Genomic DNA, 14,536 nt, shown 5'->3' with positions numbered 1-14,536 from the left:
CCGAAATCATCAAAAAAGCAAGATATTTTTAAAATTTAAGTTGACGATTAAGCATTTCTATGCTATCCTGTACAGAACGGTAATGTTACCTTAATTAATAGGTAAAAATTTAGTTTACATGGAAGAATAATATGCAGATTTTTGATACTCATGCTCATGTCGGGTTGATCTATTCCGATCCGATTGAGCAATTACGCGTTGTACAGGAAGCCCGACAAGGCTCTGTAACGAGAATAGTAAGTATATGTAACAGTCTCCACGACTTTTCCAAGGTGTATGAAACTCTTAGGTTTTCACCGGCGGTATACCATGCCGTAGGTGTATCTCCTTCTGAAGTTACATCTCCCGGAAAGGACTGGCAAAAAACAATAGAAGAAAGCTTAAAATTACCCAATGTAGTGGCCGTAGGAGAAATAGGCCTTGATTATTGCAAAAAATACGGAGATAAACGCTCCCAGATTGAGCTTTTTATCGCCCAGCTTGACATTGCCTCAAAGGCAGGTTTTCCGGTAATTATTCACAATAGGGAAGCCGGAAAGGATCTTCTTGATATATTAAAGGAAAGGATTCCCAAAGAAGGAGGCGTTTTACACTGCTATTCCGAAGACGATATTTATGCAAAAGAAGCTTTAAACCTTCCTTTATATTTCTCTTTTGCGGGAAATTTGACTTACCGCAATGCAAGAAATTTACATGATACTGTTTTAGCCCTTCCTCTTGACCGCATCGTTGTCGAATCCGAAAGCCCCTTTATGCCGCCTTCGGTATACCGAGGCCAAAGGAATATGCCAGCCAACACCATCGAAACCGTAAAGTTTATGGCTGAGATGCTTTCGATGGATATTGAAGAACTTGCCGATCAACTTTGGAAAAACAGCTGTAAGCTCTTCCGGCTGCCTGAATAAGACATGGAAGAATTGCTTTACAAGCCCGTCTCAATAGGCGGGCTTCTTTTATCGGGGAACATCTTTTTAGCCCCTGTTGCAGGCTACTCCGACAAGGCATTCCGTTCCATCTGCGTAGACTGCGGAGCGGATTTTACATACACCGAAATGGTATCATCGGAAGCCCTTGTGAGGGATTCCGATAAAACCGAAAGCCTCATAGGAAGGGCACCTAATGAAAAGGCCTATGCCGTACAGATTTTCGGCTCAAATCCCGAATACATGGCAAAAACAGCCGTCATAATCGCCGAAAAATATTCTCCCGAATGTATCGACATAAATTCGGGCTGTCCCATGGCAAAGATTACCAAAAACGGCGCCGGATCAGCCCTGATGACGGATATTCCTCTTTTGTACAGGATTGTAAAGACCGTAAACGATGCTATGACCCCTTATAAGATACCCGTAACCCTTAAAATACGCTCAGGCTTTACCGCAGACAAACTTAACTGGAAAGAAGCAGCCTCAGCCGCCATAGATGCCGGGGTCAAAATGCTCACCCTCCATCCCCGTACCCGCACACAGGTGTATTCGGGCAAGGCCGATTGGAACATTCTTGCAGAGCTGGTTCAATTCGCAAAGCCTTATCAAATTCCTATTTTCGGATCGGGAGATTTGCTTTCGCCTGAGGATGCTAAAAAAATGCTTGAAGAAACAGGATGCGCAGGCATAATGTTTGCCCGCGGAGCCATGGGAAACCCTTTTATTTTTACCCAAACAAGAGAGCTATTGACCAATGGAACATACGGCGAAATAAGCACGGAACAAAAAATCCGAACCGGCTTTAAAGAGCTTGTCTTTTTATGCGATGAAAAAGGAGAAGAAAAAGGCTGTCGCGAAATGCGTAAACGCTTTGCGGCCTACACTAAGGGCATACCCGACGGCTCTCGCCTTCGCCAAGAATTGGTACAAGCCTCAACAATAGCGGAGTATAAAACCATAATTCAAAATTATTTTCAATTGACATAAGGCTTATTCTTCTATATACTTAGTTTTGTAAAACTTTTTATGGGAGGACTTATGTCAAACACATCTACAGTAAAAACTTTGCCTTTGGTTCCGTTTAAGGAAATGCCTTATACGAGACCGGATATGAAGACTATTGAAAAGGGCTTTGCCGATGCCCTATCTAAATTTAAGGCAGCCGCTTCGGTAAAAGAACAAATCGAAGCTATCGATATGGTGCAGGCTATCAACCGTGAGTACAGCACCATGTCTTCTTTGGCCTCGGTCAGGCATACCATCGACACAAGGGATGAATTCTACGATAAAGAGAACGACTTTTATGATGAAGCAGGGCCTCTTTTTAGTAAGCTTTCAAACGAATTCGGTGCAGAAATGGTCAAGTCCAAATTCAGAGCCGAGCTCGAAAAGGAATTCGGTCATCAGGTCTTTGATTTAACCGATCTATCCTTAAAGGTATTCAGCCCCGAAATCATGGACGATCTCATGACCGAAAACAAACTGACCAGTAAATACAGTAAGCTCATAGCTTCTGCCCAGATCGAATTCCAAGGCGAAAAGCGAACCCTTTCCCAATTGAGTCCATTTATGCAGGACATGGACAGAGAAGTAAGAAAGGCGGCAGCAAAGGCCTACTACAGCTTTTTTGAAGAAAATGAAACCGAATTCGATTCTATCTATGATGAGCTTGTAAAGGTCCGTACAAAGATAGCCAAAAAGCTGGGCTACAAAAACTTTGTGCAGCTTGCCTATGACCGCCTTGGCAGAACCGAGTACAATGCCGAAATGGTCGCAAAATACCGCAAGCAGATTTACGAGCTTGTTGTTCCCATTGCCCAAAGCTTAAAAAAACGCCAAAGCAAGAGGTTAAAGCTCGATAAGGTTTATTATTACGACACCGGGCTTAAATACCTTACGGGAAATGCCGTTCCTCAAGGCGAGCCTGATTGGATTGTAGAACAGGCAAAGAAGATGTACAATGAGCTTTCGCCCGAAACAAGCGAGTTCTTTAAGATGATGACCGATTACGGACTCATGGACTTACTTTCAACCAAAGGAAAGGCAGGCGGCGGCTATTGTACGGGCTTCCCCTTGTACAAGGTTCCCTTTATCTTTGCAAACTTTAACAAAACCCAGCACGATGTCGAGGTTATGACCCATGAAGCAGGTCATGCCTTCCAAGCTTATCAGAGCCGAAATGCACGCCTTCTCGAATACGGATGGCCGACGCTTGAAGCTTGCGAAATTCACTCGATGAGTATGGAGTTTTTTACATGGCCATGGATGGAGCTGTTCTTTAAACACCAAACCGAAAAATTTAAGTTTACCCATCTTTCCGGAGCTTTCGAATTCCTCCCTTATGGAGCGACAGTCGATGAGTTCCAGCATTGGGTATATGAAAACCCCGAAGCAAGTCCTGCCGAAAGAAAGGCCGAATGGCATAAAATCGAATTAAAGTATAATCCTTCAATTGATTATGCCGATAATGACTACCTGAACCGAGGCGGCTTTTGGGTAAAGCAAGGACACATCTTTGCTTCTCCCTTCTATTACATAGATTACACATTGGCTCAAGTTTGCGCCTTACAGTTCTGGGTAAAAGCCAATGCCGACCGCAAAACGGCTTGGGAAGATTATTTGCGCCTTTGCAAGGCCGGCGGAAGCCTTCCATTCTTGGAGCTTTTAAAACTTGCAAACCTAAAAAATCCCTTTGAAGAAGGCTGCATCGCTTCGGTTGCCCCCGAATGTGAAAAATGGCTTAATTCGGTAGACGATTCAAAACTGTAGCAGTAAAAATGAAGCCCCAAACTTTCGCAGCATTTAATGCTTTGTACTAAATGCTGCGAAGCATCCAAAGCCGTTCCTATCGATAAATTAGTGGTTTTGTAAGACGGGCCATGTACCGAAACGAATATGACATAACAGACACTATGAGAAGTTCGCAGATGGCAGGGTGAAGGATATCGAGAACGAAATTCTCTTTACCGTGCCGGAGGGGTGGGCATGGGCTTCTCTATCGGAAATCGCGAATATTTATACCGGGAATAGTATTAATGAGAATGAAAAAAACAAAAAATACTCAAACGTTTCGGACGGATTGTTTTATATAGCAACAAAAGATATAGATTTTGAAGGAGTAATAAACTATGAAAATGGCATAAAAATTCCTTTTTCTGAATCTAAATTTAAAATTGCACCTGCACAATCATCACTAATTTGTATTGAGGGTGGTAGTGCAGGTAGAAAAATCGGTTTTATTAATAAAGAAGTTTGTTTTGTAAATAAACTTTGTTGTTTGCATTGTGAATTTATTGATAATCTATATTTATTCTATTATCTTCGAAGTTCCACATTTATTGATTTCTTCAATGTAAACAAAAGTGGTCTAATAGGTGGCGTTAGTTTGAATCTCTTAAAAAGGATTCCTCTTCCTCTCCCGCCCCTCTCCGAGCAGCAACGCATCGTCGCAAAAATTGAAACAATTTTTGCACAAATCGACCTGATGGAACAAAATAAAGCCGACTTACAGACAGCCATCAAGCAGGCGAAGAGCAAAATCCTCGATCTTGCAATCCGCGGAAAACTTGTTCCTCAAGATCCTGCCGACGAACCTGCAAGTGTTATGCTGGAAAAACTCCGTGCTGAAAAAGAGGCTAAAATCGCTTCCGGCGAGATAAAACGCGGCAAGAATGATTCGTATATTTATAAAAATTCTACTGATAATTGTTATTATCAAAAATATGCCGATGGCTGCGAGGAAAATATTTCCGATGAAATCCCGTTTGCTGTACCGGAAGGCTGGACTTGGTGTAGATTGGGGGAGATTTCTGAATTCTTATCCAGAGGGAAAACACCGGTTTATACAAAAGAAAGTCAATATCCGGTTTTGGCACAAAAATGTAATCAATGGGATGGTATACGATTAGACAAGGTTCTTTTTTTAGATCCAAATTCATTATCAAAATGGACTAATGAATATCATCTGCAACACGAAGATATTGTAATAAACTCTACGGGAACAGGTACTATTGGGAGAGTTGGTATCTTTGATATAGGAATTCTGGGAAAATATCCTTTTATTGTCCCTGACTCACATATATCCATTGTGAGATGTTATAAAGCATACATATATCAAAAGTATATATATGCTATTTTTACATCTGAGCATCTGCAAAATAAAATTAATAAGGCCGCAACCGGATCTACCAACCAAAAAGAACTCCCGAAAAACATTCTAATCGAATTCTTTCTTCCTCTCCCCCCACTCGCCGAACAAAAACGAATCGTTGCCAAAATTGAAGAACTGTTTGCTCAGCTTGATTTTATCACAACTGCGCTTGTCACAACTGCGCTTTGACATATACACGTAATACTGTTATAATACCAAATGGAAACAGAAAGGAGCCGTATTCAATACTCATAAATGACCAATGGCGTGTCTGTTTTAACGAAAAAAGCGATTACTTTTATTTGGGAGGACAAGCAAATGACTGATATCTTAGATTTCCCTGAGTTTCCATTTGAATTGGAACAGAATAATGAGCAAAAAGCTCAAGATATCGTTTATGATGCATGGGATTGTGATTCATCCGTACAAAGAAAACGATTAGCACAAAAAGCACTTGAACTTGATCCGAACTGTGCAGATGCATACTGCATTCTGGTAAGAGAGTATACATCATATAAAAAGAAAAATGAGTATTACAAAAAAGGAATAGAAGTATTTAGAAAAAAATATGGGGAGAAGTATTTTTCAGAAAATAGAGGAGATTTCTGGGAAATATTTGAAACAAGATCCTTTATGCGGCTTTCTGCAGGATACGGGCAATTATTATGGAATAATGAGAAAAAGGATGAAGCGATACAAATATATGAAGAGTTATTACAATTAAATCCGAATGATAATCAGGGCCTACGATACACTTTGATCAATTGGTTTATAGATCAAAATCAATTGGACAAAGTAACAGAATTACTAAAAAAATATCAAGAAGGAACTGCTTTTATGCTGTTTAGCGATCTATTACTTTCCATAAAAAATCGAGAAAGCGACACAAAAATCTTAAAAAAATACATAAAAGCCAAAAACGCAAATCCGTATGTAGTGAAATATTTACTCAAGGAAAATGAATTGCCTGAATATTTACCGGGCTATTATGGATTTGGTGATGAAGATGAGGCCGTAACATATTGCTTTGGTTCTATGGATGTATGGAGAAAAGATCAAGATACTATTAAAAAACTAAAAGAGATAAGCGATGAATAACATTCGCTTTCAAGCTAGCAACAGAGGAAATTCAGTTGCAGTAAGGAGTTTGTTATAAGAATTATTAATTGGAATTGCCGATATGGTTTTTCAAAAGATGGGCAGTTTAAAGTAAGAAAACCGTCCAGAAAATTAAAATTTTTGGACGGTTCTAATTTTTACCACGTTACAATGCTATCAACCAGTTCCCGCTGTTCGCTTGCGGTTCGACGTAAGTAAATACGCGTTGTTTCAATACTTTCATGTCCCATTAAATCGGCAAGAAGGGAAATATCATTGAACTTTTCAAGAAAATTCTTTGCATATCGGTGCCGGAATGAATGCGGATACACAACCTTTTCACTTATCCCGTACTTTCTGGCATAATTCTTTAACTGCTGAGCAATTCCGCGAGTAGTAATGTGCTTTTCAAAGCGATTTAGGAATAGATAGCCGGAGTCGCGTCCGATTGACTCCAGCCATTGCATGGCTTCTTCCTTCAAAATTTTTGGAATATAGAGCCGCCTGAGTTTTCCGCCCTTTGAATATAGATCAAAATATCCCAACTTAACATGCTCAACTTTTATCTGAATAAGCTCGCTGACTCGCGCCCCTGTCGCTGCGAGGAACCACACGACAAAATACCATTCTCGATTTCCATCTCTTTTAAGGCTTGATTTCAAAAATTGATAGTCGGCATTACTGATAACATTTTCTAGGAAGTTCTTCTGCTGAACTTTTACAAATTTTAACTGCAGCTGATCTTTATGTATAAACTGCAAATACTTGTTAATTCCCTGAATCCTTAAATTCACCGTTTTCGGTTTAAAGAACTCAATCAGATAGCCTTTGTATGCAAGCAGATTTTCCTTACTGACAGAATCATAATGTTCTGTGTAGTATTTAACTGTCCATAAATACGATGTAAGAGTATTCTGAGAAAGATTGCTTTTCTTCAAATACTCTTCAAAACTTGTGCCGTTTTCCATAACGACCTCCCAATAAACAAGATTAGCGATCTCTCGCTTACCAGAGAGTATACTTGTAATGTGCTTTCTTGTTATTATGAGAAGTTCGAGGGAAAAAGTGATGTTTGTATTGATAATGAAATTCCTTTTGAACTACCGGCAAACTGGCAATGGTGCAGGTTGGGGGAAGTGTGTGATTATGGTAAATGCGACAATATTGAAGTCTCTGAACTGAAACCAGATGATTGGATTCTCGATTTGGAAGATATTGAAAAAGATTCTGGAAAAATAATCACTTTTCATAGTTTTGCAGAACGAAGATCAGAAAGCACCAAACATATATTCCGTAAAGGAGACCTTTTATACAGTAAATTACGACCATATCTAAATAAAGTTGTAATTGCGCCAAAGGACGGCTTTTGTACTTCTGAAATTCTGCCATTAAACTTCAACGGAGTTCTATTAAATGAATTTGCGCAGAGACTTCTGATGTCATTCTTTTTTTTGTCAACGGTAAATATGCTGGTCTATGGCGTAAAAATGCCCCGCTTAGGAAGAGATGATGCAAAAAAAATATTCATCCCTATTCCTCCAATTTCAGAACAAAAAAGAATTGTTGCTAGAATTGAAGAAATATTTTATGTTTTAGATAATATTCAAAGCAATCTTGTCTAATTTTTTTATTAATCTATTGATAGTTCTACATATTTTTATCTGTTCATTTAACGGTGGAATTGGAATAAGAGTTTCTGCAATAAATTCTTTTCCAATCCTTTGTTGTCCTACAGCACCGGTAAAATTATTGATTCCTTCCTTTATGAAAGTATTTGTTTTTATAAACCAAAATACATATTCATTGAAAATATATTTATTGTTTGTTCGTAATATATGTAATTCTGTTGTTCCAGCCCCATATTTGTTCTTTAAGTTCTTAAAAATCACAGATTTTCTATTTTCAAAACAAGGTGTAATTTTTGCAATTCCAATATCATTATCCGCAAAATGACTAAATCCTGATTTTACATTTTCCCATCTTTGTAATTCATAGGTAAAATTATTATTAAATTCCGAATCAATTAAAGTCATTGGTACAAAAGAAATTTCTAAAGTATTATCCAATTTATTCTTAGGATTTATTTCACATATTGAAGAAATTTTTTGCCAGCACCAACCTTCCGGTAAATCAAACGGTATTTCGATCTGTTCCTCTGTCCCCTCGAACTTCTCATAATAACAATTATCAGTAGAATTTTTATAAATATACGAATCATTCTTACCGCGTTTTATCTCTCCGGCTGCAATTTTAGCTTCTTTTTCGGCACGCAATTTTTCCAGCATAACACTTGCAGGTTCGTCGGCAGGATCTTGAGGAACAAGTTTCCCGCGAATTGCAAAGTCAAGGATTTTGCTCTTCGCCTGCTTGATGGCCGTCTGTAAGTCGGCTTTGTTTGTTTCCAGAATATCTATCTGTGCAATGATTGTCTCTATTGCTGTAACGATGCGCTGTTGTTCTGCGAGAGGGGGAAGGGGAAATAAATATTTCTGAGCTTTATTTATCGTGATTGTATCAACAGTTGTTCCTTTGGATAACGAATACATTTGTTTCTGAATAAAACTGCTTTCACAACATAATTTTAAATATGTTGAATCTATAGATTTAAACTTTTTTGAAAAGCATATTACGCTTGCATCTTTGTAATAAAAACAATCAGACTCATTCACAATATAAATTTTACCAATGGTGCCGACAGCTGAAACCAGTAAATCTCCAACTTCCGGAACACCATATTTTTGTTTAATTTCTTTATATAATTCAGGAGTAATAAACAAGTCTTCTTTTACTTTTTCATTATTTGATAGTTGAGTAATTTCTCTCGCCCGATAAAATGGAATTCCTGATTTTTTCCAATCTTTTTGTAAAACACGCTTTGAAGATGATATTTCACAAACTTCCCCCAGTCTACACCACACCCACCCCTCCGGCACGGTAAAGGGAATTTCATCCTCGATATCCTTCACCCTGCCGTCTGCGAACTTCTCATAGTGTCTGTTATCATCACCGAAAAAAATATACGAATCATTTTTACCGCGTTTCAGTTCACCGGAAGCGATTTTTTTCTCTTTTTCAGCACGGATTTTTTCAAGGAGTATGGTTGCACTCTCATCGGCCGGGTCTTGACTTACAAGCTTTCCGTGAATGGCGAGGTCTAATATTTTTTGGCGTAATGCGTTTGTGTTCACGTTATAATCTCCCTGTAACTGCCATTATCAGCTGCCGTTCATTTCAAGCGAGGTTTTATATTCTTCTATCTGTTCGCTCAAATTCCGTATATGGTGCGAAAACATAAAATGTAAGAACTCCGCAGGATCATCCTTGTCTTGTGAAGAAGCGAGACTTTGAATATATTCCGCTCTGTTTTCTTTTTTGATTATTGCAGGAACTAGTCCCGTTTCATATTGGATAAAATTCATTAAGAGACGGCTCATCCGTCCATTCCCATCTGCCCAAGGATGAATTTGAACAAGTTTATAATGAGCAAGAAAGCTAAAAGCGTATTGATCTTCTATTCGTTTTTGCGCAATGCTTTCTCTTTCCGAATTGAGCCAACTGCAAAATTCTTCCAGTTTTTGCGGAAGCTTCTGCCACGCCATGTAGCTTTTTCCGCCTCGCCCTGCACTGACATTTAAAGGCTTGAGTTCTCCTTTTGAAGAAGAAAATGTTCCGCCGATTGTATTGTATACAGTGCCGGTGTTCTTCATTACGAGAGCCGAAAGTTCACAAAGGATTTCCGGTGTGATTTGCGTATGTTGTTTTGCAAGTTCAAAGCTTTTTTCGTATGCCGTTTTTAGGTCAAGGTTCATAAGCTGTTCGTGAATCGGCTTATTCGCACTTATCCCTTCGTCAAAAAGCAACTGATTTTCAATTTCCGTCACGGTAGAACCTTCTATTGCGGTTGAATGTGTAATAATTGAATATAAATAGAATTTATCGTAATCAAGCTGCTGAGAAATTTGCAGCTTGTTGTATTCGTTTATAACTTCTGAAAGTTTATTAAAGTTTTGTTCTTCATTCCGATTTATCATTCTTCAATTCCTTCAATCAGTTTGGAAAGTTCTGTAACAGCTGCGGCAATATTTGCACTTTTCTCTTGAATGGTCTGCATAAGTTCGGCAAGTGAATAGTCTACTGTATCGGAACCGTCTTTTATCCAAGAAATATCCAGACCGGTTTTATCCCGTGCAACCAGTTCATCGACGTGATATTTACGCCATCTGCCGTTCGGATTTTCGGGCGACCACGTTTCTTTGCGGTCTTCAACATGTCCTGCGCAGTAGCAGCTTACAAAGTCTTCAAGATCGGAACGTTTAAGCGGTTTCGTTGCAAGAGTGTGTTTAATCCCTGTCCGGTAATCGTAATACCATGTCTCTTGTGTCGGACTTCCTTTTTCAAAGAAAAGTACATTTGCTTTTACGCCGTTTGCATAAAAAATACCGGTCGGCAAACGAAGAATCGTATGAAGATTAAAATCTTTTAGAAGTTTTTTGCGGAGAATTTCTCCGGCACCATCTGCAAAAAGCACATTATCGGGAAGAACTATTCCGGCTCTTCCGCCATCCTTTAACATGACCATCATGTGCTGTAAAAAATTTAACTGGTTGTTGCTTGTCGTTACAATCAAATCGGAACGCATGGTCGAAATATCGACGCTTCCTGCAGGCCGAGCACCGAAAGGCGGATTTGCAAGAATTACATCTACAAGATGTTCGGGTTCGTGTTCCAAACTATCTTCACATTTAATCGGCGTGGTGTCCACTCCAATATCGTGAAGATAAAGATTCATAGAAGCCAACGTTACGACAAGAGGCGTAATGTCATTTCCCCTAAGAGCCTTCGTTTGTAAGAACTCCACTTTACTCTGTTCGTCGCTTTGTTTACGCATATAATCATAGGCAGCAAGCAAGAACCCTCCGGTTCCGCATGCCGGGTCGGCAACGGTCTCCGTGATTTTCGGCTGAACAACATCAACCATAGCATTAATCAAGGGGCGCGGTGTAAAGTACTGCCCTGCTCCGGATTTTTTATCCTGTCCGTTTTTTTCAAGAATACTTTCGTAAATTGCACCTTTTAGGTCTCCGTCCATACTGAACCAGTTTTCTTCATCAATCATTCCGATCAGTTTTTTAAGAAGAGCAGGTTTTGTAATTTTATTTTGTGCTTCCGTAAAAATTGCGCCGATAAGTCCGTCTGTTGCCTGTAAAACTTCCAGAATCTTTTCATATTTTGCAAGCTGATCTGGTCCATCCAGTTGAACGATATCTTTCCATTTACTTCCGTCAGGAAGTGCACTGCCTAAACCGTATGATTCTTTTTCAAAATCCATTTTTAGAAATAAGAGATATGTCAGCTGAATAATATAATCAGTAAATCCGATACCGGCTGCCGCAAGAACATCCGCCATGTTCCAAACTTTTTTTGTAAGCGCCTGTTCCGGTTTTGCCTGTGTTGCTTCTTTTTTTGCCATTTTTATGCTGCCTTTCCGTAGAATAAATATTTGGAGATTGTCTGCATTTCCGCGTTTAGTTTATCGGCCCCGAAGATTGGAACGGCTTTTACAAACAAATCATGCTTTGCATTGTTTAATTCAATGTTCGTGATACAGCCGTTTTGAACGATATATTCTGCAATCTGCCGCACAATTTCAATTTGTTCCGGCGTAAATTTACGCCAAGCCTGCCCGCAATAAAGGTTAAAATAGCTGCCGAATCGTCTTTTAAGGGACACAAGTTCATCGTCCAACTTATATCCGTATCTTACCAGTTGAATAAGATTGGTAAAAACGCCCAGTTCCGTTTCTCTGTTTAAAGGTTTTACTTTTCCGCTTTCTCCGTCCAGCGTTTGATAGCACGTCCATAAGAATTCCGGCTTGAACTGGTTATTATACGCAATCAGTTTCTTTTCCAAATCTTTAAGCATCGTATACGTGATGGCAACCTTTTCCTGATTATAAAGAATTCTTAATGCTTCAATTTCATCTTTATTGTCATCAAGATAGGTTTCAAATGTAGTGATATATTCTTTTGCCTGTTCTTTTGAAAATCCTGCATAAATTAAAGAGTCCTGTTTTTCAAAGGCAATTTTAATAAATCCTGCATTGATTTCCAAAAGTTTTTTGCGGGCTTTTACATTATTTATGAGCAGGGAAATCAAAATCTTTCTTTCCGTGTTCGGCTCATTAATATCTTTATATGGGGGTAAACTGCAAGATTCGGGTGCGATTGATTCAAAAATATTTACAGCCAATTGTTTTACGGTAATAGCGGCGAGTAAGTCATTAAGTTCGATAATATCTTCCGCTTCGGCTTTTTTATTTACGTTTGAAAGATAGCCTGCTAAAAGTTCTAAATTCTTATCGGATAAGTCTCCGTGTGCAAGATGTTCAAGCAGGTCTTTAAGCGGCAAGACTTTTTTTATATCGCCGCTTCCGCCCAGAGTCGGCATTGATTTTTCGTGTTCCGTTACGCCGACGGCATCCACAAGATAATAAAAGTCTTTTGAGGCCGCATTTGAGGTTACATTTCTTAGTTTATCGTCGGCAAACGTTCTGCATCCGCGTCCTTTCATCTGAGTGTAGAGAACTTCGGAATGTATATCGCGCATAAAAACAAGAATTTCCAAAGGTCTGATATCGGTGCCTGTTGCAACAAGGGTAACGGTAATTGCAATCCGAAAATCTTTATCATTTCTAAAATCGCTGATCAGTTGATTTGAATTTCCGGATTTACACGTAATCAACTGGGCATAATGTTCGGGGATTTCTCCGTTAGGAAATTCGTTTTTGAAAACCTTTTTGATTGCTTTCAATATGTCTTCTGCATGGTTTTCTGTTTTTGCAAAGAAAAGCGTTTTTGGAATCATAGTCCAATCTTTTTTTCTGTCCGGGTACAGAGACTCATAGATGGAATCTTTATATGCTTGAACAACCGTTTCGATTTGTGCCGGAATCACGACACTTCTATCTATATCCGTTTTGGTGAATTGCCGGTCTTCATGCTGCTTTTGAGTTTTTCTTTTACCGCTCCAGTTGGAAACTTTTTTGATTTTTTCACCGTCTTTAATGGTGCCGCCGCTTTCCGAGATTTCGGTTTTAATTCTATACACACGCGGAGGAACATTAACACCGTCGGCAATGGATTTTTCCAAAGTGTAATTTACTACTCGGTTTTTATTAAAAAACGCTTCAGCTTCCGGTGTCGGAGTTGCCGTCAGTCCGATGATTTTTGCATTATTAAAATAGGTAAGAACCTGCCGCCAATCTCCGTAAATCGAACGATGACATTCATCAATTATAATTACGTCAAAGAAATCCGGCGGTAAAAGTATGTTTCCGGTAAACTGAATTCGTTTCCCCGGTGCGTTTTCATCATTATCCGTTTCTTCGTCATCGCCGGCATCGTTTATTTCTTGCCCCGTGAGTACTGCAAAAAGCCGTTGGATCGTTGAAATGACGACACTTGCATTTCCTATTTTTTCAACGCTTTTAAGACGATGAACAATGTATTCATCGGAAAAAGGATTACCGGTTTCCGTAAGTTTATAGGTGCCGAACTCGCCTTCGGCTTGCTTCCCAAGATTGTTACGGTCTACAAGAAAAAGGACCCGCTTTGCGGATGTATAATTCAAAAGACGATATGCTGCGGTACAAGCAGTAAATGTTTTTCCGGCACCCGTAGCTAAAACGATAAGAGCTTTTTTGAATCCCTGCTTAAATGAAAGTTCCAGCTTCGTGATTGCTTCAAATTGACATTCTCTTAAACCTTTTGATCCTACAGACGGGACGGAAGGAAGTTTTGCATATTCCGAATCAATGTCGCCGCCTGCCAAATTAACAATATCTTTCGGAGTGAGCATTTTTTTAAGAAGTTTATAACTCGGTTTTTCGTCGTGCATATCCTTAAAGAGCAAAATCTCGCCGTTTGAAAGAAAAATAAACGGAAGCGGAGTTTTCCATGCCCGTATCCAATCGGGGAGAATATTTCCGTAATTTTGTGCTTGTTCTGCAACTTCAAGACCTAAATTATTCTCTTTTCTTTTTGCTTCAAGAACCCCTATAGCTTTTCCGTCAAGATAAAGAATGTAATCGGCTTCTTTATTACCTTTTAAGATATTTTCACGGACGGCTTGCGCATTTATCGCTTCGGGAACAAACTCATCCCGGTTGACTACCGTCCAGCCGGCATCTTCAAGATATGCATCTATATAAACACGCGCTTTTTGCTCAGGCAATAGGCTGTCATATCTGAAATTATGATTGTTCTTGTATTCCGTCATAAATATATCCTAATGTTCTCATATCCCAAAACTATAGGAACAATTATAGCACTATTTTAGTTATTTTAATAGTACCTTACAATGG

General features: G+C 39.1%; 11 protein-coding genes. 6 read left to right on the top strand and 5 right to left on the bottom strand.

Annotation, left to right across the window (positions count from 1 at the left end):
• The first annotated feature begins 131 nt into the window (after window positions 1-131).
• From HGJ18_RS00270 to HGJ18_RS00250, 5 genes are all read left to right on the top strand, one after another.
• Window positions 132-905: a TatD family hydrolase gene (locus tag HGJ18_RS00270; RefSeq protein WP_002667034.1), complete on the top strand. Its 774-nt coding sequence runs from the start codon at window positions 132-134 to the stop codon at window positions 903-905.
• A gap of 3 nt (window positions 906-908) precedes the next feature.
• Window positions 909-1,913, top strand: coding sequence for a tRNA dihydrouridine synthase DusB (dusB, locus tag HGJ18_RS00265; RefSeq protein WP_253697038.1), 1,005 nt, complete (start codon window positions 909-911; stop codon window positions 1,911-1,913).
• A 51-nt stretch (window positions 1,914-1,964) separates the two neighbouring features.
• Complete coding sequence (locus HGJ18_RS00260; RefSeq protein ID WP_253697037.1) at window positions 1,965-3,695, top strand: M3 family oligoendopeptidase; 1,731 nt, start codon at window positions 1,965-1,967, stop codon at window positions 3,693-3,695.
• Window positions 3,696-3,861: 166 nt separating this feature from the next.
• Window positions 3,862-5,265, top strand: a complete 1,404-nt coding sequence (locus HGJ18_RS00255) for a restriction endonuclease subunit S (protein ID WP_253697036.1) — start codon at window positions 3,862-3,864, stop codon at window positions 5,263-5,265.
• Window positions 5,266-5,394: 129 nt separating this feature from the next.
• Window positions 5,395-6,174 (top strand): tetratricopeptide repeat protein, encoded by a 780-nt coding sequence (locus HGJ18_RS00250; RefSeq protein ID WP_253697035.1) that lies wholly within the window; start codon window positions 5,395-5,397, stop codon window positions 6,172-6,174.
• A gap of 158 nt (window positions 6,175-6,332) precedes the next feature.
• Here the strand turns inward: HGJ18_RS00250 and HGJ18_RS00245 are convergent, their stop codons facing one another.
• A complete protein-coding gene (locus tag HGJ18_RS00245) occupies window positions 6,333-7,142 on the bottom strand; it encodes a tyrosine-type recombinase/integrase (protein WP_253677988.1) in 810 nt (269 codons plus the stop codon).
• 60 nt (window positions 7,143-7,202) lie between these two features.
• Here HGJ18_RS00245 and HGJ18_RS00240 point away from each other — a divergent pair, with 60 nt between their 5' ends.
• Entirely contained in the window at window positions 7,203-7,796 is a 594-nt protein-coding gene (locus HGJ18_RS00240) for a restriction endonuclease subunit S (RefSeq protein ID WP_253697034.1), read from the top strand.
• Here the strand turns inward: HGJ18_RS00240 and HGJ18_RS00235 are convergent.
• Genes HGJ18_RS00235 through HGJ18_RS00220 form a run of 4 tightly spaced genes read right to left on the bottom strand, consistent with a single transcriptional unit; the run spans window position 7,767 to window position 14,451 of the window.
• Window positions 7,767-9,362, bottom strand: a complete 1,596-nt coding sequence (locus HGJ18_RS00235) for a restriction endonuclease subunit S (RefSeq protein WP_253697033.1) — start codon at window positions 9,360-9,362, stop codon at window positions 7,767-7,769. The two genes, HGJ18_RS00240 and HGJ18_RS00235, sit on opposite strands and share 30 nt — an antisense overlap.
• A gap of 27 nt (window positions 9,363-9,389) precedes the next feature.
• Complete coding sequence (locus tag HGJ18_RS00230; RefSeq protein WP_253697032.1) at window positions 9,390-10,205, bottom strand: Fic family protein; 816 nt, start codon at window positions 10,203-10,205, stop codon at window positions 9,390-9,392.
• The gene (locus HGJ18_RS00225; protein ID WP_253697031.1) at window positions 10,202-11,644 is read right to left on the bottom strand and encodes a type I restriction-modification system subunit M; all 1,443 of its coding nucleotides are present in this window, start codon (window positions 11,642-11,644) and stop codon (window positions 10,202-10,204) included. The genes HGJ18_RS00230 and HGJ18_RS00225 overlap by 4 nt, the downstream gene beginning before the upstream one ends.
• 2 nt (window positions 11,645-11,646) lie before the next feature.
• A complete protein-coding gene (locus tag HGJ18_RS00220; RefSeq protein ID WP_253697030.1) occupies window positions 11,647-14,451 on the bottom strand; it encodes a type I restriction endonuclease subunit R in 2,805 nt (934 codons plus the stop codon).
• Window positions 14,452-14,536 lie beyond the last annotated feature (85 nt).

The organism is Treponema denticola, assembly GCF_024181405.1.
Taxonomy (GTDB): domain Bacteria; phylum Spirochaetota; class Spirochaetia; order Treponematales; family Treponemataceae; genus Treponema_B; species Treponema_B denticola_D.
This window is presented reverse-complemented; position numbering and strand designations above follow the sequence as displayed.